Here is a 20392-nt window from a genome sequence, read left to right on the forward strand (position 1 = left end):
ACTTCGTGGTCCATTGGAACACGAGGAGGCGCCAGGTTAAACTGAAGGGACTGACCCCGGAGGAGTTCCGGAGACAGTCCCTTGCGGCGTAGTTCTTATTTAAGCCGTCCAGGTTTTGGGGTGCAGTTCAACGTGCGGCGGGGGTTCTTTCGTCCTGCGGAGTGCGCCTGGGTGTGGGCTCCATAAGGAGCTTGGCCCTAGTGACCCCGCGCAGTTCTGTAGGAAAACCGCGCACCAGGAAGAGGTGCGTGCGCGGTTTTCCGGTTGCCGCTCGCCTGGGGTGAGACGGGGCGTACATTTTTGGGAGTTTTCAGCAGCCGGGTGCGCATGCATACGGGATTTTGGGCGAAAGTCAGGCGCCGTGAGCCGCATCCTGTAGAAAATGAGTGATCCCTGAGGTGCTGAGGGCTCAGAATCAGGGTTTTCAACGCGGTTTTGTGGGCCCGTTCCTGTTCCTTTGGGCTCCAGGATGCTGAAAACTCCAAAATTTGCACGCCGCCCACTGGGGTACCTGTGGGCAAAAAGCAACCGTCCAGCCGAAGTATGCATTCGACGGGACGGTTTATGCATATACCTGATTAAGGATACGCTGCGGATCTGTTAGAACTTGACGGTCGGTGCCTGGCGGGCAGCTTCGGCGGCCTCGAAGCCCTGGCGCTCCTTAAACTGGAAGATGCCGGCAAAGATAACGGCCGGGAACGTCTGGATGGCGTTGTTGTAGCTGAGCACGCAGTCGTTGTAGCTCTGGCGCGCGTAGCTCACCTTGTTCTCGGTGTCCTCGAGCGTAGCCTGGAGCTGCATAAAGTTGGTGTTCGCCTTAAGGTCGGGGTAGGCCTCGGCCACGGCAAAGAGCTGGCGCAGTGCACCGGTCAGCACGTTGTCGGCTTCCATTTTGGCCTCGGGGGTGGTGGCGCTTACGGCGGTGTTGCGCGCGTTGATCACGGCGGCGAGCGTGTCCTGCTCGTGCTTGGCGTAGCCCTTGACGGTCTCGACCAGGTTGGGGATCAGGTCGTTGCGGCGCTGCAACTGCGTGTCGATGTTCTGCCAGGCGTTATCGATACGATTGCGCTTGGTAACCATGTTGTTGTAGATGCCGGCGATGGCGCAGACGATCACAACGACAACAACGATACCGATGATGACGGGAAGCATGATGTCTCCGTTTCGAATGGCAGCGGCGTTTTGCGCCGGCCGTTGTTGGTATAACGTATCTAGTATACCCGCAACCTTTGGCGGTGCCGAACTTTCCGGTAAGCGTTTTGTTTCAACCAGGGAGGGGGCGCCAATATCGAACGGTTGGTACAGGTGTAAGATATGCGACAAATTACGGAATGCTGTCTACGCCTTGAGGATGGCGATACGGATGGACCTTCGTATCAAGAAAACCTATCGTGCCCTGTTCGACGCCTTTACCGAGCTTTTGGAAGAGTATCGGTTTGAGGATTTGACGGTTGCCATGCTTTGCGACCGGGCCCTGATTCGCCGCACGACGTTCTATAAGCATTTTCGCGATAAAAACGATTATTTTGCCTTCTATATCGATGAGCTTATGACGGGCTTGCCGCAAAACCAGACCGACGCAGCGGATGCGGAGCCGCTTGTGGATGTACAGGCGCTTCGCCATGAGGTCTTTGACGATGCCATGAATATGGTACTGGCGCATGAGCAGCTCATGGATAACCTTTTGGCGAGCAGCATGTCGGGCATGCTGACCGGCATGATTTGCGACCGCATCGCGCATTCCATCCGTGAGCGCGTGATGAGCTCGCTTGCCGAAGACGCCCTGGCGCCCGTTTCGCTCGAGACGACATCGGAATTTATCGCCGGTGGCATTATTCGAGTGTTCACAAATTGGTGGGAATCGGGCCACGATCTTGAGCGTCGACCCGAGATGGCCGACGTGGTCGATGCGCTGTTTGAGCGCACCATGACGCCGGTGAATCACTAAGGTGGCGGAGAGAGGGGGATTCGAACCCCCGGAACGCTCTCGCGCTCAACGGTTTTCAAGACCGCCGCATTCAACCGCTCTGCCATCTCTCCGTGAGTCGTAATGATAGCATCGTTTTGAATTTGCAACAGGGAAGGCGAACGATGACGATCACCGAAATCGACGAGAAGTTCATGCGCGAGGCGCTGGCGGAGGCGCGCGCCGCTGCGACAGTGGGCGAGGTGCCGATTGGTGCTGTGGTGGTGCGTGCGGGCGAGATTGTCGCGAGGGCACATAATCGCCGTGAGCTCGACCAGGACCCTTCGGCACATGCCGAGTTTTTGGCCCTGTGCGCCGCCGCTCAGACGCTTGGGCGTTGGCGCCTTTCCGATTGTACGGTCTACGTGACGCTCGAACCCTGCTGCATGTGCGCGGGGCTTATGGTTAACGCGCGCGTGGGGCGTTGCGTGTATGGTGCGGCCGATGCCAAGGCGGGCGCGGTGGGCTCGCTGTATGACCTCAATGCCGATTCGCGCCTGAACCATCGGTTTAATGTGACCGCCGGCGTGCTGGCAGACAAGTGCCGTGAGGTGTTGAGCGGCTATTTTAGTGGGCTGCGTGACACCGATGGTGCTGTCTGCGGTTGTGGGGCCGATCTTGAGGCGCACGTCGCTCATGCCAAGGCACTCACGTGTGCCGAAGATATTGCCGTTGAGGCGGTCGATTTTGGTGTCGCGTGCCGCCGGCCCCGCCGTGTGCTGCTGGCGATCGACTCCTTTAAGGGCAGCGTTTCGAGCGCGCAGGCGGAGGCGGCCGTTGCCGAAGGCGTGTTCCAGGTGTGGCCCGATGCCGATGTGTGCACATTGCCGCTGGCAGATGGTGGCGAGGGAACGCTCGATGCCGTCGCCGCGCGCGGCGGCGAGCTTTTGACCTGCGAGGTTGCAGGGCCCTTGGGCGATCGCGTGTCTGCACGGATGCTGGTGGACGGCGAGCACGAGTCGGCTGTAGTTGAGATGGCCGAGGCGGCGGGTATTGGGTATTCGCCCTGCACGGAATCGGCGGCGTTGGCGGCCACAACCTATGGCGTGGGCGAGCTCATGCTTCGCGCGGTCCGTGCTGGGGCAAAGACTATCTATATTGGCTTGGGCGGCAGCGCTACCAACGATGGCGGCGCCGGTATGCTGCAGGCGTTGGGCGCGCATCTTGTCGATGAGTGTGGCTGCAATATCGCCCCCGGTCTTGCGGGTCTCGAACACGTGACGAGTATCGATTTGGCGCCAGCACTTCGGGCGCTGAATGGAGTGCGTATCGTGGTGCTTTCCGATGTTGAGAATCCGCTCGTGGGGCGCCGAGGAGCCCTGGCGGTGTTTGGCGGGCAGAAAGGCCTGCCGACGGGTGACGTCGAGGCGCTGCGCGGGTACGACGGCTGGATGGTCGGCTACGGTCGTCTGCTCGATGCGGCGATTTTCGAGATGCGAGCCCAGAAGCTTCTGCGCGCGCCCGAGGGCGCACGGTCATTTGGATCGGTGCTTGGTGTGCCCGGTGCCGGTGCCGCCGGCGGCTTGGGTGCCGCGCTGCTGGCGCTCGGTGCGGAGCTGCGCTCGGGCGTGGAGACGGTGCTCGATTTGATTGGGTTTGACGAGTGCGTGCGCGATGCCGACCTGGTCATAACGGGCGAGGGCAATATGGACGAGCAATCCGCCGCCGGTAAGGCGCCGGTGGGCGTGGCCCGTCGTGCGAAGCGATATAGCAAGCCGGTGGTCGCCGTCGTGGGCGGTCGTGCCGACAACCTGGATGCGGTGTATGGACAGGGTATCGACTTGGTTCTGCCGGTCTGCCGCAGACCCATGCCCCTTGACCAAGCGCTCGACCCCCAGGAAGCCACAACCAACCTCATCTGTGCCGGCGAGGCGGCCGCTCGAGCCTACGACCTCGGCCGTATTTAAGTTTATCCAGGCAAGTCTCAATAAGTTGCGGTGGAATAGTTCCTGTTTTTGGCCTTGGCCGTAAAACAGGAACTATTCCACCGCAACTCAAAAGTAGTCTTTTTGGCCCCGTCCCAAATTAGCTACCTTGCCGTAGCGGGCAGGAGCGGGTAAGATATACCGAGCGCCAAGCGCGCTCGATGGGTTCGGATGACGACATGTTCCGAATCTGGTCAGGTCCGGAAGGAAGCAGCCATAAGGAGCCTCTGTCGGGCATCCGAATCCATCGAGCGCACGGGCGCTTTTTGGTGCCGCGAAGTGGTCCCGGTGCCGACGGGCTGTTTGGTGTCTCGCTGGTCCTCGGCTTTGCCTGTGGGATCGCTCGACTACCAAACAGCCCGTCGGCACCGGGACCACTTCGTCCAAAAATCACCCGTAGAGGGCGCATTTATCTGAAGAATTGAATCCCGTGTCTTGCGGCGCTCGCTGGCGTTGCCAAAACATCGGCTGCTACATGCCTTGGGCGCTGGTGACCGTCGCCCTTACATCTGTAACGAGTTGCTTACGCATCTCCAGGGCTCGCCGTACTATCATGAATCAGATTGAAGAGAGATGATGATAGGGAGCGCCTTTTTATGATTGAGCTGCTCAGGCGTTTTGGTGGTAAGTTTCGCCGGTATATGGTGATTGGTCCTGCGTGCAAGCTGATCGAAGTGATCTTTGACCTGCTGACGCCGCTCGTGATTGCCCAGATGATCGATAAGGGCATTGGCGCACACGATGTCAACGCCGTCGTCCACTACGGTATGCTGCTTGCCGCCATGGCTGTGATCGGCATCTCGTTTACGCTCGTCTGCCAAAAGATGGCGGCGCTGACCTCACAGGGCATGGGTACCGACATTCGCGGCGCGCTCTACCAGCACATCAATAAGCTGGGTTATGCCGAACTCGACCGCTTTGGTACGCCGTCGCTCATCACGCGCATCACCAACGACGTCAACCAGGTGCAGCTTGCCGTGGCGCTGGGCGTGCGCATGCTCATCCGCTGGCCCTTCCTGGCGGTGGGCTCCATGTGCGCGGCCCTTGCCATCGACTTTAAGCTCGGCATCATCTTCTTGATTTGCACGCCCGCCATCGGCTTGGTGTTTTGGTTTGTCATGGCGCGCTGCATTCCGTATTACAAGCAGCTGCAGGCAAAGCTCGATCGCATCGCGCTTATCTGCCGCGAGGGCCTTTCGGGCGCCCGTGTGGTCCGCGCCTTTGTGCGCGAGGATCACGAGCGCGAGCGCTTTGCCCTAGCCGCCGATGAGCAGGCGCATGTTGCCATCGCGGTGGGCAAGCTCTCATCAATCCTTAACCCCGTCACGTTTTTGATGATGAACCTGGGCGTGTGCGCCATCCTGTGGGTGGGCGGCATCCAGGTCAACGTGGGCGAGCTTACGCAGGGCCAGGTTATGGCGTTCGTCAACTACATGACGCAGACGCTCACCTCCATCGTGTACGTCGCCAACCTGGTCGTAGTCTTTACCAAGGCGAGCGCCAGCGCGTCGCGCATCAACGAGGTGTTCAATTGTGAGCCGAGCATCACCGATGAGGGCAACCAGCCGGTCGCGCTGCCCAAGCCGAGCGAACTGGCGGGTGGCGCTGTTCCAGTTCCCGCACTGAGCTTTGACCATGCGAGCTTTTCGTTTGGCGCGGGCGCTGCCAACGCCGTCAACGATGTGACCCTGGAGCTGCCGGTGGGCAAAACGCTCGGCATTATCGGCGGCACGGGCAGCGGCAAGTCCGCACTCGTCTCGCTTATCCCGCGCCTGTACGATGCGAGCGCCGGCAGCGTGAGCGTGATGGGCGCCGACGCGCGCACCTGGCCGCTCGACCAGCTGCGCCACGTGGTCGCGACCGTCCCGCAGCGCGCGTCGCTGGTGAGTGGCACCATCCGCAGCAACCTGACCTGGCGCGACGAGGCGGCAACCGACGAGGAGCTGTGGGCGGCGCTCGATATGGCGCAGGCCAGCGAGTTCGTACGCAACAAGCCGCAGGGCCTCGATGCCCCGGTCGAGGCGGGCGGCAAGAACTTTAGCGGTGGCCAGCGCCAGCGCCTGACTATCGCGCGTGCCTTAGTGGGCTCGCCGCAGGTTCTGATTATGGATGACTCCGCCTCGGCGCTCGACTTTAAGACCGACGCAGCGCTTCGCCGTGCCATTCGCGAACGAAGCGTGTGCGGTACCGCCGAGGGCGGGCTGCCGCTGACGACCATCATCGTGAGCCAGCGCGTCTCGACCGTGCGCGACGCCGACGTGATTTGCGTACTCGACCACGGCTCGGTCGCGGGCTTGGGCACGCACGATGAGCTGTATGCAAGCTGCCAGCTCTACCGCGAGATTTGCCAGTCGCAGCTTCGCCGCGAGGAGCTCGAGGGTCAGCAGGGGAGTACGGCGCCCACGCCCGCTCCAAGCCCCGCGTCCGCCCCAGGCGCCCCGACCGCCCCCGCATCCGTCTGCGCAAAGGAGGGCTGCTAAATGAATCCCTACACTTCCTCCGGTTCGGTCGCCACGATGACGGCCAACGTGTCCGGCAACGATAACCTCAGTGACTTGGGTGACGGCCCGCGTCAGCCCGGCGATCCCGAGCGCTATCCCGTGGGCGCGGTAACTCGCCGCCTGCTGGGCTATGTTCGTCCGCACCGCATTTCGTTTGTAGCGTCGTTTGTGAGTGCCGCCGCTTCGGTGATCTTGCAGCTCTACACGCCCATCCTCGTCGGTGAGGGCATCGACCTGATCGTCGCCGCCGGGCAGGTGGACTTCGACGCGCTGCTGCCGCTTGTCACCAAGCTCGCGATTGTCGTCGTAGGTGCTGCGGCTTTCCAGTGGCTGCAGGGCTACTGCGTCAACCGCCTGTCCTACGAGACGGTGCGCGACATGCGCGTGGAGGTGAGCGACAAGCTCAGCCGCATGCCGCTCAGCTTTATCGACAGCCATGCCCACGGCGACCTTATGGGCCGCGTGGTCAACGATGTCGATCAGGTGGGCGATGGCCTGCTGCAGGGCTTTACCCAGCTTTTCACCGGCGTTATCACCATCGTGGGCACGCTCGCGTTTATGCTTTCCATCAACCTGACCATGACGCTCGTGGTGGTGCTCGTCACGCCGCTTTCCATTTTTGCAGCCGGTGCTATTGCCAAGCTCTCCAACAAAAGCTTTACGGCACAGCAGCGCATCCAAGGCCAGCTCGGTGGTCATATCGAGGAGTACGTGGGCGAGCAGAAGCTTGTCGACGCCTTTGCCTATGGCTCCAACGCGCAAGCGAGCTTCGATGCCCTCAATGCCGAGCTCTACACCGCGGGCGAGCGCGCGCAGTTTATGGGTTCGCTCTCCAACCCCGGCACGCGCTTTATCAATAACATCATCTATGTCGTGGTCGCTGTGATCGGCTGCGTGGGCGTGATCACGGGCGTGCCCGCGGCGCTTACGGTGGGCGGCGTGCAGATCTTTCTGTCCTATGCTAACCAGTACACCAAGCCGTTCAACGAGGTCACCAACGTTATTACGCAGATCCAGGCGGCGTATGCCTCGGCGCGCCGCATGTTTGCGCTGCTCGATGCGCGCGAGCAGGAGCCCGACGCGTCGGACGCTATAGAGCTTGCCGCACCGCAGGGCGAGGTCGCCTTTGAGCATGTGGACTTTAGCTACGTGTCCGACCGCAAGCTGCTGCAGGATATCTGCATCGAGGCCAAGCCCGGCATGCGCTTTGCCCTGGTCGGCCCTACGGGCTGTGGCAAGACAACGCTCATCAATTTGCTGCTGCGTTTCTATGATATCGATGCCGGCCGCATTGCGGTCGATGGCCGTTCCTCGCGTGACTACACGCGCGCAAGCCTGCGCCGTGCCTTTGGCATGGTGTTGCAGGATACATGGCTGTTCGAGGGCACGGTGGCAGATAACATCGCCTACGGCTGTCCCGATGCCACGCGCGAGCAGGTTATCGAAGCTGCCAAGCGCGCGCATGCGCACAAGTTTATCGTGCAGCTGCCGCAGGGCTACGACACGGTGATTGGCGAGGACGGCGGCACGTTTAGCCAGGGTCAAAAACAGCTGCTGTGCATCGCGCGCGTCATGCTCACCGACCCGGCGATTTTGCTGCTGGACGAGGCGACCTCGAGCATCGATACCCGCACCGAGCTGCAGGTGCAGGCGGCATTCGACGAGCTCATGGCCGGTCGCACAAGCTTTGTGGTGGCGCACCGCCTGAGCACCATTCGCAACGCCGACTGCATTCTGGTGATGCGCGACGGCGAGATTATCGAGCGCGGCACACACGACGAGCTGCTGGCGGCAGACGGCTTCTATGCCGATCTTTACCGCAGCCAGTTTGCCCAGTAGGGGCCACCGATTAGCGGCCGGTGGTTTACATCTGTCACGTTGGTACTAAGATATTCATCTAATAAATTTCATTAGTGGCTTTAGTTTTGGGGGAAACGAGGCAACGTGACTATGACGTGCTCTTTGGTGGTTAACAGCAAGAGCGGCAATACCAGGATGGTTTCGGGCGCGATCAAGCGCGCTCTGCAGGCTGCGGGTGTTGAGTTTGTCCATGCCGCGGCGTTGAGCGACGATGCGGATGCAGATCAGGTTGCGCTCGAGGCGCAGGGCGCCTGCGCGGCCGACACGGTGCTCGTCGGTTTTTGGTGTGACAAGGGCGCGTGCACGCCTTCGGTCGCGGCGTTGCTCTCCACCTTGCACGGCAAGCGCGTCTTTTTGTTTGGCACCTGCGGTTTTGGCGCCGACCAGAGCTATTATCAGCAGATTATCGATCGCGTGACCTCCAATTTGGCCAATGATGCCGAGCTTGTAGGTTGGGCGATGTGCCAGGGCAAGATGGGCCCTGCGGTCAAGCAGCGCTACGAGGCCATGCTCGAGCAAGATCCCGACAACGCCCGCGCTAAGTTGCTGCTCGACAACTGGGTTGCCGCTAAGGACCATCCGACCAAGGAAGATCTGGACAACATAGCGGCAGCCGCCAAGAAGGCCGTGCTGGGCGAGTAGGTCTATCGCTGCCGCGCATGTGAAATAATACAGAAGCGTAAGCCTCGAAATCCTCGAGGCTTTTTTCTTGACACTCGCGGGAGCAACCGTGGCAAGCGTGTGGGGCGACATTTTCCATCACCCCGATGACGAGGCCGTCCTGGAAGACACGCTCTCCTGCATCCGCTGGATGTATTGAGCGTGGGACGGGCTTTCCAGATGGGCAGGGTTTCGGAAAGTGTGTCCCAGAATCGGCGCTCAGACTGGGATACACTTTCCGCTTTACGCCTTGTCCGGAAACTGTGTCCCGGAATTAAGGCTTGGAATGGGATGCACTTTCCGGTTGAGAGCCTTAGCGGAAAGTGCGACCCGGAATTTACTCTTGAAGTGGGATGCGCTTTCCCAACAGGCCCTCAAGCGGAAACTGCGTCCCATTCCGAAGGCAGATTCTGGGACACGGTTTCCGGATGCAAAAAAGGCCACATGACGTGGCCTTCAACTTATTATATGTTCAGCAGATGCCCCCATGACAAGCCGCGCTTCAACACCGAGGCGGCTGCCCGGCGACGCAGAACGTAAGGTTCATCGCGAGTTCCGCACGAGCCGGAGAGCACTCAATGTGCTCCCCGTGCGAGCAGGACTGTCCGAGCAGGGAACCTTACGTTCCGTGCCGCCGGGCAGACGAACCAGGTAAGACGCGCCGCTACTTGATCTTGGTCGTACCCGGCGCCAGGTTGGGGTCGGTCTCGTTGGCCTCGGTCTGGAGGTGCTCGGTGTACACGTTCTTACCGTCGCGGAACATCTCGTAGTACTGCATCTTGGCGTAATCCTCGCGCGCCTTGGTGGCCGCCGCGGCGACGGCGTCTTCGCCGGTGACGTTGGAGGAGAGCGCCCAGCGCAGGCTAGCGTCCTCGTAGCCCACCGAGTTGATGGCGGGCAGCGACTTGCGCAGCGTCATGTGCGCTTTCTGGTAGTCGGTCAGTGGTGCGCCGATCAGCTGCATCAGCTGGGTGGACAGGTAGTTGGTGGACAGGTCGTCGACCTCGCTCGCCTGGTCGCAGCCGGCAACGTCGTAGTTGGCCCAGATGATGTAGTCGGTCTGCCACAGGCGCTCCTGATGCGTAGCGTCGTCCTCGCCGGTAAACCACTTATCGTTGAACTTGGACGGGAAGAACGGCTGATGGTCGCCCCAGAACACCACGACCACCTTGCGGTCGAGATTGCGCAGGGCATTGAGGAAGTAGCGCAGTGCCTGGTCGGACTGCTCGATGCACGAGACGTACTCGTCGACATCGGAGAGTGTGCCGTCCTCGATGGTCTTGGCGTCCAGATCGGTCGTGTCGATGTTCAGGTGCATCTGCTTATCTGCCGGCAGCAGGCCCGTATCGTAGCCCGAGTGGTTCTGCATGGTCACGTCAAAGATGAACTGCGGGTCGGCGTTCTGGTTGAGCAGCTCAAGGATTTTGTCGTAGGTTGCCTGGTCGGTCACCATGCCGCGCAAGGTGTCGGCTCCCTGGAAATCGTTGATAGACAGGAACTGGTCAAAGCCAAAGTCCTTGTAGACGTTCTCACGGTTCCAGTTGGTTGCGTGGTTGGGGTGCATGGCCGTTGTGGAATATCCGAGCGACTTGAACTGCTCTGCCAGGTTTCCGGTCGTTTCCATGTTGTAGATGGTGTAGGGGTACACGCCCGAGCCCAGGTTGGCCATGGAGTTGCCGGTCATAAACTCAAACTCGGTATTGGCGGTGCCGCCGCCGTAGGCGCTCACGTAGAGCTTGCCGCGGCTGAGGCAGTCGGACAGGTTCTTAAAGTACTGCGGGCCCTCGTAGCCGGCGTGCATCTCCTGATAGATCGAAAGATCCGAGAAGGTCTCGTTCATAATGGCGATGACCGTGGGCTTCTCGCTATCGAACTGCTCTTGGGCGGCGGTACGGGCGTCGCTTGTGGCGGCATCGGACTTGTCATAGGCCTTGGCATACTTTTTGAGCGTTGCCTTGGCGTCGTCGGCGGAGTAGTTGGTGGGTTTGGGCGGCTTGATGGACTGTGCCGCACTAATAAAGGCAGGCAGATAACCCTCGCGCCAGTAGCTCTCGAGCGGGCGCCAGGTGTAGACGGTGATGCCGAGGGTGTTGTAGTAGTCGATAAGCGTGACATGCGCGGTCACGCCGCCCAGGCACAGCACCGCTACGAGCAGGTTGGTGAGCAGCATGCGCTTGGCGTTGGCGGCGCCCTTCTGACGGTGCGGTGCTACCAGGTCGGCGTACTCGCATAGCAGCATGGCGATGGCGGTAAAGCCCATGGACAGCACGCAGAACAGCGAGATCGAGTAGGTGTAGCCGTTGCCGGCGACCGCGGCGGCGGTGGAGATGGCCGAAAGGTCGCCCGGCTGGATGGGCATGGATTTAAACGTGATGACGAAGAACTCGGCAATGCCCAGGATAAAGAGGGCGAAGGCCAGGGCGGCGGGAGCTGCGCCGCGGCGCTGGAACAGGAAGAACAGGCCGACCATGAGCGTGGTGATGATGGCCCACTCGAGCAGTATGCACAGGGGGTAGACCCAGGTAAAGTCGTGGTTGGACGAGACCTCCATGCCCAGCAGCGCAAAGACGCCGGCGAGCAGCAGGCACAGCACGGCGGCGACGAGCGGTTTGCCCACAAAGGCGCCGCGCAGACGGGCGAGCTTGCCGGTGGGGGCGGGGGCGTCGGGCGCGGCGAACGCAAAGACGCGCGGGGCGATGCGGTCGCGTGCGATGCTGGCCCAGGCGCAGCCGGTGAGGATGGCGTTGGTCAGGATGAGCATCACAAAGGCGAGCGGCTCGTTTTGGGCGACGAGGCCCATGGCGCCCCAAATGGTCAAAAAGACCTGGAACAGACCGAAGGCGACGCTCCATCCAAGAGCGCCCTTGGCAACGGTGCCCGACTGCGCGCGAATGGCTTTGGCCTCGCGCAAGACAAGGAAGACGGTCGCCGCAAGACCGACGAGCGAGATGGCGGCTGCGAACATGCTGAGACTCCTCACAAACTTAAAACTACGAAAGCGGGGGTTTACCCGATTGTTACCAAGATATGCGCTGCGATTGGTGGCTGCGCACAACAACCAGCCATATTAGCGCGCATGTGTGGCGGTGTGGCGCAATGTAGTGGCGACCTGCGCGATAATGGACGGGAATTACACGGAAACGTAAAGGCTTCTTAAAGAAATGGCGAGGTTAAGGCGATGAACGAGCAGGTTTGTATGACGAGTGCGGGCGACGTGGGCGCTGGCATGGGCACGGGCGGCTATCCGGTCGAGACCACGGGCAACGCGGTGCTGGACATTTTGGAGCACCGTTCGTCCACGCGCGCTTTTGCGCGCGATGACAACGACCGTCCCGTAGCAGTGACCGACGAGCAGCGGGCGGCGATTCTGCATGCGGCGAGCCGCGCGCCGTCGGCAGGCGCCATGATGATGTATTCCATCGTGAGTATCCGCGAGCAGACAACGCTCGATCGCCTGGCCGACCTGTGCGACCACCAGCCCATGATCGCCAAGGCGCCCTGGGCACTTATATTTGTGGTCGACTATGCCAAGTGGATCGATCTGTTTGAGCACGTGGGTTGCTTTGAGCCCGAGTTTGTCGAGCGCACGGGCAAGGCGCCCCGCCGCGCGCCGGGTTTAGGCGACTTTGCCATCGCGGCGCAGGATACCGTGATCGCTGCCCAAAACGCCGTGGTCGCCGCCGAGGCCCTGGGGCTGGGGAGCTGCTATATCGGCGATGTCGTCGAGAACGCCGAGGAAGTTGCTGCGCTGCTGGACTTGCCGCCCTATACCATGCCGCTGTCGATGCTCATCATCGGCACGCCCCGCAAGGAGCGCCCGGCGATTGCGCATCCCGTGGTGAACCTGGTGCACGAGGAGCGCTATCGCCGCGCCGATGCCGCGACCATGGATGCGCAGGTGGCCGAGATGGACGCGATGTTCCGTCCGCATGCCCGCGAGGTGGGGGAGCGCGTCGTGGATATCTACACCCGCAAGCACACGAGCCCCTTTATGGCCGAGATGAGCCGATCCATGGAGTGGTGGTTCAAAAACTGGCTCGGAAAATGACGAATGTGACAAAGGGACAGTCCCTTTGTCACATTCCATATCGCCGCGGTGGCCTAAAGGCCGTATAAATGTTTATCTAGCTGGGAAAACAGTGCATTAAAACATGGGACGATTATCTATAATCCCCTCGAACGTTAAAGTTGGGAGGAAACCGGCTTATGGAACAAAAGGCCAAGGAGGCAGCCTCGCACGCTGCGATTCCTGTGAGCATCTCGGCGATGCTCGTCACGCTGGGCGTGGTGTATGGCGATATCGGCACCAGCCCCATGTATGTAACCAAGGCGCTCGTTGCCGGCAACGGCGGCATCGGAAGCGTCACGGAGGAGTTCGTGCTCGGCGCACTCTCCCTTGTCGTGTGGACGGTCACGCTGCTGACGACCGTCAAGTACGTGCTCATCTCGCTGCGCGCCGACAACCATGGCGAGGGTGGCATCTTTGCTCTGTACAGCCTGGTTAAGCGCTGCGGCAAATGGCTCATCATCCCCGCCATGCTGGGCGGCGCGGCACTGCTCGCCGATGGCATCCTCACGCCTGCCGTTACCGTGACTACGGCTATCGAAGGCCTGCGCACCATTCCGGCAGTCCATGCCGTGCTGGGCGACGATCAGGCCCGCGTCGTGGCCATCACGCTTGCCATCATCATTGCGCTCTTCTTGGTGCAGCGCATCGGCACGGCCAAGATCGGCCACGCCTTTGGCCCCATCATGACGCTGTGGTTCCTGTTCCTGGGCGGCACGGGTCTGTTCTTTGTCTTCCAGCACCCCGCCGTGCTGCTGTGCCTCAACCCGGTGCGCGGCATCGCCTTTTTGTTGAGCCCCAACAACCATGCGGGCATCATGATTCTGGGCAGCTGCTTCCTCGCCACCACCGGTGCCGAGGCGCTCTACTCCGACATGGGCCACGTGGGCCGTGGCAACATCTACGCAACCTGGCCGTTCGTTAAGTGCTGCTTGCTGCTGTCCTACATGGGCCAGGGCGCGTGGCTTATCAACAACGCCGGCAACCCGGAGCTCATGGGTATCGCCGACCTCAACCCCTTCTACCAGATGCTTACCCCGGGCCTGCGTCCCTTTGCCGTCGGCCTTTCCACCGTCGCGGCCATCATTGCCTCGCAGGCGCTCATCACCGGCGCTTTCTCGCTGGTGTCCGAGGCCAGCCGCCTGGACCTCATGCCGCACATGCAGGTCTTCTATCCTGCCGAGACCAAGGGCCAGCTCTATATTCCCATGGTCAACAACGTCATGCTTGTGGGCTGCGTCATCGTGGTGCTGCTGTTCCAGAGCTCGGCGCACATGGAGGCCGCCTACGGCTTGGCGATCACCCTGACCATGATGTGCACGACGCTGCTGCTCTTCTTCTACTTGCATGTTGATCGCGGCCTTAAGGTCGTCCCGTATATCTTCGTTGTGTTCTTCCTTATGCTCGAGGGCTTCTTCTTTGTGAGTTCGCTCACCAAATTTTTCCACGGTGGCTATTTCACTATTCTTATGGCCATGCTCATCATGGGCGTTATGCTGTGCTGGTACAACGGCACGGCGGTCGAGCGGCGTCAGTTTACGCTGCTGCCGCTGCGCAGCTATCTGCCGCAGCTCAAGCGCCTGCGCGACGACGATCGCTATGAGCTTATGAGCGACAACATCGTGTACCTGACCAAGGACACCAATACCGACTACATCGACCGCGATATCGTCTACTCGATTCTGGACAAGCATCCCAAGCGCGCCCGCGCCTGGTGGTTCGTGAACGTCGAGACCATGGACGAACCGCATACCTTTGCCTATTCGGTCGAGACGTTTGGCACCGACTATGTTTTCCGCGTGCATCTGTACCTGGGCTACAAGGTTAACCAGCGCGTGAACGCCTACCTGCGCCAGGTTGTTCAGGATCTGGCCGCCACTGGCGAGCTGCCGCCGCAGATGCATGACTACTCGGTCTACAAGGATCCGGGCAACATCGGCACGTTTAAGTTCGTCATGATCCGCAAGCTCCTGGCGCCCGAGAGTGACGTGGAGCCGAGCGAGCGCACGGCCATCACGCTCAAGTACATCATCCGCCGCTTTGCCGGTACGCCGGCGCGCTGGTATGGCCTGGAGAACTCCAACGTGAGCTTTGAGTATGTGCCGCTGTTCACCAAGTTCAAGGCTGTGAACAAGATGCAGCGCTTGGCCCCCAACGAGCGCCCGTAGTCGCCGACAGGTTGCATGGAGTTGGCCTTCGATGGACAGGAGTGTGCGCCCTGCTCGCGCACGTGCTGTTTGTCTAACGACCGCAGGCTGCAAAGGCTATACACTTGGAACCACCACAAGGGAAACCGCCACAAAGGTGCTGTCCCTCTGTGGTGGTTTTTGTTTTTAAGAGAGGGGCGGGGTGCCGATGGACGTCCGTGCGGACGGCGATATTGCCGATAGCTTTTGGTGGCGGCGCACAACGCTGACACGTCGCAGCCCTCTGTATGACGCCTGCGTATCGGCGGGGCTGCTGGTCGCGGCGACGATTGTGGGTGCGCTGCTCGACCATCCTGGTCTCGCGCCGAGCATCATGATCGTCTATGTGTTCGCCGTGCAGCTGTGCGCATTCTTTACCTGGAGCCGTCTGTATTGCTTGCTGAGCTCGGCTGCCGCCGTAGCGCTCTACAACTTCTTGTTTGTCGACCCGCGCTGCTCGCTATCGTTTATCGACCGCGTCTATCCCGGCATGTTCTTCATCATGTTTGTGGTCTCGCTTGTGTCGAGCTCGATTGCGTTGGCCCTGCGCCGCGCCTTGGCACAGGCTGCCGCCAGCGACCGTCGCACGCATATGGTGCTCGAGACCAACCGCATGCTGCAGCGGTGTTCCGATCAGCAGCAGATTGTGCATGCCATGGCAACGCAGCTGGCGCGTCTTTCGGGCTGTCCGGTCGTGTGGTACAGCGCCGACGCCGACGATGATGACTTGCTGCCGCGTGCGACGTACACGGCCGTGGGTGACGCCGCGCCGGTGCACCAGCTGACGCCCCAGATGCCGCCGCGGCTCTCGGCGTCCGCCTATGTGGGAACGCCGCTCGATGCCACCTATGGCGGCTCAGCGTTTTATGGCATCTACCTGACGGTTTGCACGGGCGACGGCTTCGTGCGCTCGGGCGACCCCGCCTCGGTGGTGGGCGTGCTGGCTATCGTTGCCGAGCCCGACGTGCTGACGCACGAGGAACGGACACTTGCCGACGCCATCGTGAGCGAAGGCGAGCTGGCACTCGATCGCGCCCGCGCCATGGAGGCCCGCGAGGAGGCGGCGGTGCTCGCCAAAAACGAACAGCTGCGCGCCAATCTGCTGCGCTCCATCTCACACGATCTGCGCACGCCGCTTACCAGCATTTCGGGCAATGCCGACGTGCTACTCGACCAGGGTTCGACCGGCACGGCCGTGCTCGATAGCCAGACGCGCCGCGGCATGCTCCTTTCCATTCGTTCGGATGCGCAATGGCTCAACGCCACCGTCGAGAATTTGCTCGCCATCACAAAGCTCGAGGGCGGCGGCATGCATCTGTCGACCACGCTTGAGCTCATGGACGATATCGTCGAGGAGGCGCTGCGCCACGTGAATCCGGCTGTACGCGAGCACGATCTTAAGGTGGTGCCGTGCGACGAGCCGGCGCTCGTCAACGTCGATGCGCGCCTGATGGTGCAGCTGGTGGTGAACCTGGTGAACAACGCTATTGCCTATACGCCGTCGGGCTCGCATATCGTGATCTCGATTATGGCGAACGATGGACAGGTGGCATGTTCCGTCGCCGATGACGGTCCCGGTATTGCGCCCGAGGAGCAGGGCCGGATCTTTGAATCGTTCTACACTGTCAACCATGGCTTGGCTGATAGCCATCGCAGCGTGGGCTTGGGACTTTCGCTCTGTCGATCCATTATGTTGGCGCATGGCGGTAGCATAGAGGTTGCCGCGGCGGACCCGCACGGCTCGGTCTTTACGATTGGGCTTCCCGCCGCCGACGTTTCGTTTGATAAGGAGTAACGCTGTGTCGAACTCTGCCATGAAACCGCTCATCTTGGTCGTTGAGGACGACCCCGCCGTCCGCAACCTTATCGTTGCCGCGCTCGAGGCGCACGGCTTGCGCCATATGGCCGTGGAGACCGCCCATGCCGCCATCGCCGCCGCCTCATCGCAGGCACCGAGTATTGTGCTGCTCGATCTGGGCCTGCCCGATATGGACGGCGTCAAGGTGGTGGAGTCGGTGCGCGCATGGTCGGGCATGCCGATCATTGTGGTCTCGGCGCGCAGCGAGGATGCGGACAAGATTCGCGCACTCGATGCCGGTGCCGACGACTACCTGACCAAGCCGTTTTCGGTCGAGGAGCTGCTCGCGCGCATTCGCACGACGCTCAGGCGCCTTTCGTATGCGCAAACGGGCGGCGTTGCCTCCGAGGGCTCGTTCGATACCGGTGAGCTGCATATCGATTTTGATGCCGGCATCGCCACGATGGATGGCGAGGAGCTGCATCTGACGCCGATCGAGTACAGGCTCTTGTGCCTGCTGGCGCACAACGCCGACAAGGTGCTGACGCACCAGTTTATCCTGCACGAGATTTGGGGCACGGCAACTAAGAGCGACCTGGCGAGCCTTCGTGTCTTTATGGGCACGTTGCGTAAGAAGATCGAGTCCGATCCGGCGCATCCGCGCTATATCCAGACGCACGTGGGTATCGGCTATCGCCTGGTCACCCAAGGCTAGATCGCCAACCACCATCCCAATATGAGTTGCGGTGAAATACGGTTTAAATTTGCCTAATTCCAGGCAAAACAGTCCGTATTCCACCGCAACTTGGTTTATCTGCCCTTGGGCTTGCTGGCGTAGAACTTCTTCTTTTTGGGCTTGCCGGCGCAGGCAGGCTTGCTGTCGCCGCGCGACCCTCGGTCTCCGGCCTGCGCTTGCGCGGGCGTCGTTGCGCGAGGCTTGCGGGCTTCGGGGTTGCGCAGCTCTTCGGTTCGCTCTGCAATCTCCTCGGCGCTAAAGCCGACTTCGGCCATGGCGTCCTCGATGGGCAGGCGGCGCACGATATAGCAATGGTGCACCTTCTGGTTGCGCGCAAAGTCCTCCGGGATGGTCTGCGCCGTAATGTCCTCTAGCACGACGCCCGCGCGCGCGAGCTTGCGCGTCTCGGGGCGGAAGCCGCGCAGGTTGCAGCTAAAGATGGCGTGGCCGCCCTGTGCGAGCAGGCGCGATACGCCGGCCAAAAGCTCAACATGGTCGCGCTGGACGTCCCAGGTGCGGCGGCCCATCTTTGATGAGTTCGAAAACGTGGGCGGATCGACAAAAATCAGGTCCCAGCGGTTGCGCGTCTGGCGCTGGTCGCGAATCCAAGCAAGCACGTCGTCGCGCACAAAATGATGCTGCGGACCAACAAAGCCGTTCTGGCGCATATTGCGCTCGGCCCAGTCCAGGTAGGTGTTGGAGAGGTCGACCGTCACAGTTTCCTCGACGCCGCCGTCTGCCGCATAGCAGGTAGCGGTGCCGGTATAGGCGAACAGGTTGAGAAAGCGCCGCGCCTGCTTGGCGTGCTCGCGCACCAGGTTGCGGGTGACGCGGTGATCCAAGAAGATGCCGACGTCCAGGTAGTCGTCAAAGTTGACGGCAAAGGTAAGGCCGCCCTCCTCGATGAGAGGCAGACGACGGCGTGCGATATTGGCGCGCTCGCCCGAGCCGCCCTTGCCGGCGCCCTGCTTGCCGTACTGCGAGCCGCCGCGCGAACGCATGCGGGCCTTGGCGTGCACGTGCTCGGCGGGAACATCTAGGATGCGCGGCGCGATGGCCAGAATGTCGAGCATGCGGGCCTGGGCAAGCGCGGGATCGATGGTCTTGGGCGCGGCGTATTCGGCGATGACGAGCCAGCGGCCCGGCGTCTGCGGGCAGCCCTCGTATAGATCGATGGCGGCGGAGTAATCGGGTAGGTCGGCATCGTAGACGCGGTAGCAGCTCACGCCCTCGCGCTTTGCCCACTTGCGGCGCAGACGGGCGTTCTTGCGCAAGCGGTTGGCGAACTGCTCGGACTCGGGGATGAGCACGGGCAGCGGCTTGCCGTCGCCCAGGTCGAGCGTGGCGGCAGGTTCGGGCATGGGGGTGCTGGCGGCTTTGTCGTTGACTTCGTTGGTATCCGCAACCTCGGCCTCGGCATCTGCGCTGGTCGCAGCCTCAAACGCTGCGGCGGCGTGGTCGAGCGACGGCCAGACTTCGACGGTCGCCTCCTCGTTGTTGGGCATGACGGCGATCGAGCGCTCGGGCTCGGCGTGGAGCGAGCGGGCCAGCAATCCATCGCGGGTGAGCGCGGCGACCGGTGCCGCGGCAAGCTCGGGCGCGCGGCGCAGCTCGCCGACCAGCGTCATGGCGTCGTGCATGAGCGAAAGCGGGGTCTCGGTGGTGTCTGCGACCACGGCGGCACCGGCGACAGCGCCTGCATGGTCCAGCACGGTGGCTGGCTTGGCAGCGCAAAAGTCGACAAAACGCTTGTAGCCGGCGCACTTGACCATGCGCTCGGCAGTCTTGCGGGCAGCGGGGTCAATGTCCACGGCGACGATGCGCGCCTGGCGCTCGCGCGCCGCCGCCTCGCGCTCGCGTGCCTCGGCAAGCAGCTGCTCCCACAGGGCGGCGTCGTGCGGCTGCCAGCCCTCAAAGCCCCAGCGCTCGCGTGCAGCGCCCGGGGCGCGGTCGGTCAGAATGTTCACGGCCTCCAGTAGCAGACCGCCGCCGGCGCACGAGGCGTCGATCAGCGTGGGCAGGGCTTCATTCTCGTAATCATCGGCCGTCAGCTCGAGCTCACACAGCGCGGTCCAACCGACCTGCGCCAGCACCAGGGCGGCGTAGTCGGGACGCAGCACGTGTGTGCCCTCGCCGGTGCGGGTCGCGGCGGGCGGCAGGCGCTTGAACAGCGGGTCGCCCGAAAGGTCCAGGCTGATGCTCGCGCGGCGCTGGCGCAGCGAAAGCAGTAGGTGAACATCGGGGTCGGCGGCGTCGACATCGGCGCGACGGCCCGTGGTTTCGGCCAGGCGGTCGCACAATGCGTCCTTGGCGCGCAAGGCAGAGAAGCGTGTGTTGCGCAGCTGCTCGGTCACGCCGCGGGCGGTGATGGCGATAGTGGCGCCGGGACGGATGATGTTCTCCCAGGCGATGTCGTAAACGCTATCGTACAGCTCGTCGGCATCCTGCGCCTCAAAGCGCCCAAGAACCACGAACACGCGGCTCGCCAGGCGCGACCACAGACAGGCGCGGTAGCCTTCTTCGAGCTCGCCCTCAAACGTAGCGCGGCCCTTCAGCCGGCGGACATGCGAAAGCCCGAGGCGTTTAAGCTCATCGGCGAGTGCGGACTCAAAGCCCTCGGGGCAGCTTGCGTAAAATTCCATGGGTGACCTCTCTGGTTGCGTCGCTCCATTATATGATGGATGCTTCGTTTGC

Annotated in this window: 13 protein-coding genes, 1 tRNA gene and 1 other RNA gene; 11 read left to right on the forward strand and 4 right to left on the reverse strand. The window is 61.8% G+C overall.

All coding sequences use genetic code 11. The annotated features are described in order from the left end of the window. The first annotated feature begins 5 nt into the window (after window positions 1–5). Window positions 6–92, forward strand: a complete 87-nt coding sequence (locus ACTQV3_RS06760) for an IS3 family transposase (RefSeq protein ID WP_226812388.1) — start codon at window positions 6–8, stop codon at window positions 90–92. 508 nt (window positions 93–600) lie between these two features. On the opposite strand, the gene ACTQV3_RS06765 is transcribed toward ACTQV3_RS06760, so the two are convergent. After that, on the reverse strand, window positions 601–1152 hold the full coding sequence (locus ACTQV3_RS06765) for a LemA family protein (RefSeq protein WP_427719860.1): 552 nt from the start codon (window positions 1150–1152) through the stop codon (window positions 601–603). Between the two features lie 211 nt (window positions 1153–1363). Here ACTQV3_RS06765 and ACTQV3_RS06770 point away from each other — a divergent pair, with 211 nt between their 5' ends. Further along, entirely contained in the window at window positions 1364–1948 is a 585-nt protein-coding gene (locus ACTQV3_RS06770) for a TetR/AcrR family transcriptional regulator (RefSeq protein ID WP_195838605.1), read from the forward strand. Window positions 1949–1950: 2 nt separating this feature from the next. Here ACTQV3_RS06770 and ACTQV3_RS06775 read toward each other — a convergent pair. After that, window positions 1951–2040 (reverse strand) — tRNA-Ser (locus tag ACTQV3_RS06775). Window positions 2041–2091: 51 nt separating this feature from the next. Here ACTQV3_RS06775 and tadA point away from each other — a divergent pair. The 5 genes from tadA (at window position 2092) to bilS (ending at window position 8894) form a co-directional block, all read left to right on the forward strand. Next, a complete protein-coding gene (gene tadA / locus ACTQV3_RS06780) occupies window positions 2092–3873 on the forward strand; it encodes a tRNA adenosine(34) deaminase TadA (protein ID WP_441067901.1) in 1782 nt (593 codons plus the stop codon). A 176-nt stretch (window positions 3874–4049) separates the two neighbouring features. Further along, an RNA gene (gene ffs, locus ACTQV3_RS06785) (signal recognition particle sRNA small type) lies at window positions 4050–4145 on the forward strand. 342 nt (window positions 4146–4487) lie between these two features. Beyond that, complete coding sequence (locus ACTQV3_RS06790; protein ID WP_441067899.1) at window positions 4488–6371, forward strand: ABC transporter ATP-binding protein; 1884 nt, start codon at window positions 4488–4490, stop codon at window positions 6369–6371. Further along, complete coding sequence (locus ACTQV3_RS06795; protein WP_441067897.1) at window positions 6372–8231, forward strand: ABC transporter ATP-binding protein; 1860 nt, start codon at window positions 6372–6374, stop codon at window positions 8229–8231. Window positions 8232–8342: 111 nt separating this feature from the next. Next, window positions 8343–8894: a flavodoxin family protein BilS gene (gene bilS, locus ACTQV3_RS06800; RefSeq protein WP_441067895.1), complete on the forward strand. Its 552-nt coding sequence runs from the start codon at window positions 8343–8345 to the stop codon at window positions 8892–8894. A 682-nt stretch (window positions 8895–9576) separates the two neighbouring features. Here bilS and ACTQV3_RS06805 read toward each other — a convergent pair. After that, complete coding sequence (locus ACTQV3_RS06805) at window positions 9577–11877, reverse strand: LTA synthase family protein (RefSeq protein WP_441067893.1); 2301 nt, start codon at window positions 11875–11877, stop codon at window positions 9577–9579. A 213-nt stretch (window positions 11878–12090) separates the two neighbouring features. Here ACTQV3_RS06805 and ACTQV3_RS06810 point away from each other — a divergent pair, with 213 nt between their 5' ends. The 4 genes from ACTQV3_RS06810 (at window position 12091) to ACTQV3_RS06825 (ending at window position 17677) form a co-directional block, all read left to right on the forward strand. Next, window positions 12091–12960: a nitroreductase family protein gene (locus ACTQV3_RS06810; protein WP_441067891.1), complete on the forward strand. Its 870-nt coding sequence runs from the start codon at window positions 12091–12093 to the stop codon at window positions 12958–12960. 158 nt (window positions 12961–13118) lie between these two features. Next, window positions 13119–15146 carry a KUP/HAK/KT family potassium transporter gene (locus ACTQV3_RS06815; protein WP_427719648.1) on the forward strand — a complete coding sequence of 676 codons (2028 nt, stop codon included), beginning with the start codon at window positions 13119–13121 and terminating at the stop codon, window positions 15144–15146. A 187-nt stretch (window positions 15147–15333) separates the two neighbouring features. Beyond that, a complete protein-coding gene (locus ACTQV3_RS06820) occupies window positions 15334–16959 on the forward strand; it encodes a sensor histidine kinase (protein ID WP_441067889.1) in 1626 nt (541 codons plus the stop codon). Window positions 16960–16963: 4 nt separating this feature from the next. Next, on the forward strand, window positions 16964–17677 hold the full coding sequence (locus ACTQV3_RS06825; protein WP_427727663.1) for a response regulator: 714 nt from the start codon (window positions 16964–16966) through the stop codon (window positions 17675–17677). Window positions 17678–17772: 95 nt separating this feature from the next. Here the strand turns inward: ACTQV3_RS06825 and rlmKL are convergent, their stop codons facing one another. Continuing rightward, complete coding sequence (gene rlmKL / locus ACTQV3_RS06830) at window positions 17773–20340, reverse strand: bifunctional 23S rRNA (guanine(2069)-N(7))-methyltransferase RlmK/23S rRNA (guanine(2445)-N(2))-methyltransferase RlmL (RefSeq protein WP_441067887.1); 2568 nt, start codon at window positions 20338–20340, stop codon at window positions 17773–17775. Window positions 20341–20392: the final 52 nt, after the last annotated feature.

It is taken from the genome of Collinsella sp. LCP19S3_A7 (genome assembly GCF_052121995.1).
Taxonomy (GTDB): Bacteria; Actinomycetota; Coriobacteriia; order Coriobacteriales; family Coriobacteriaceae; genus Collinsella.

Excerpts from the sequence above, each read along its gene's own strand:
- ACTQV3_RS06765 (WP_427719860.1), bottom strand. The coding sequence starts at position 1,152 with ATGCTTCCCGTCATCATCGGTATCGTTGTTGTCGTTGTGATCGTCTGC.
- ACTQV3_RS06770 (WP_195838605.1), top strand. The coding sequence starts at position 1,364 with ATGGACCTTCGTATCAAGAAAACCTATCGTGCCCTGTTCGACGCCTTT.
- tadA (WP_441067901.1), top strand. The coding sequence starts at position 2,092 with ATGACGATCACCGAAATCGACGAGAAGTTCATGCGCGAGGCGCTGGCG.
- ACTQV3_RS06790 (WP_441067899.1), top strand. The coding sequence starts at position 4,488 with ATGATTGAGCTGCTCAGGCGTTTTGGTGGTAAGTTTCGCCGGTATATG.
- ACTQV3_RS06795 (WP_441067897.1), top strand. The coding sequence starts at position 6,372 with ATGAATCCCTACACTTCCTCCGGTTCGGTCGCCACGATGACGGCCAAC.
- bilS (WP_441067895.1), top strand. The coding sequence starts at position 8,343 with ATGACGTGCTCTTTGGTGGTTAACAGCAAGAGCGGCAATACCAGGATG.
- ACTQV3_RS06805 (WP_441067893.1), bottom strand. The coding sequence starts at position 11,877 with ATGTTCGCAGCCGCCATCTCGCTCGTCGGTCTTGCGGCGACCGTCTTC.
- ACTQV3_RS06810 (WP_441067891.1), top strand. The coding sequence starts at position 12,091 with ATGAACGAGCAGGTTTGTATGACGAGTGCGGGCGACGTGGGCGCTGGC.
- ACTQV3_RS06815 (WP_427719648.1), top strand. The coding sequence starts at position 13,119 with ATGGAACAAAAGGCCAAGGAGGCAGCCTCGCACGCTGCGATTCCTGTG.
- ACTQV3_RS06820 (WP_441067889.1), top strand. The coding sequence starts at position 15,334 with ATGGACGTCCGTGCGGACGGCGATATTGCCGATAGCTTTTGGTGGCGG.
- rlmKL (WP_441067887.1), bottom strand. The coding sequence starts at position 20,340 with ATGGAATTTTACGCAAGCTGCCCCGAGGGCTTTGAGTCCGCACTCGCC.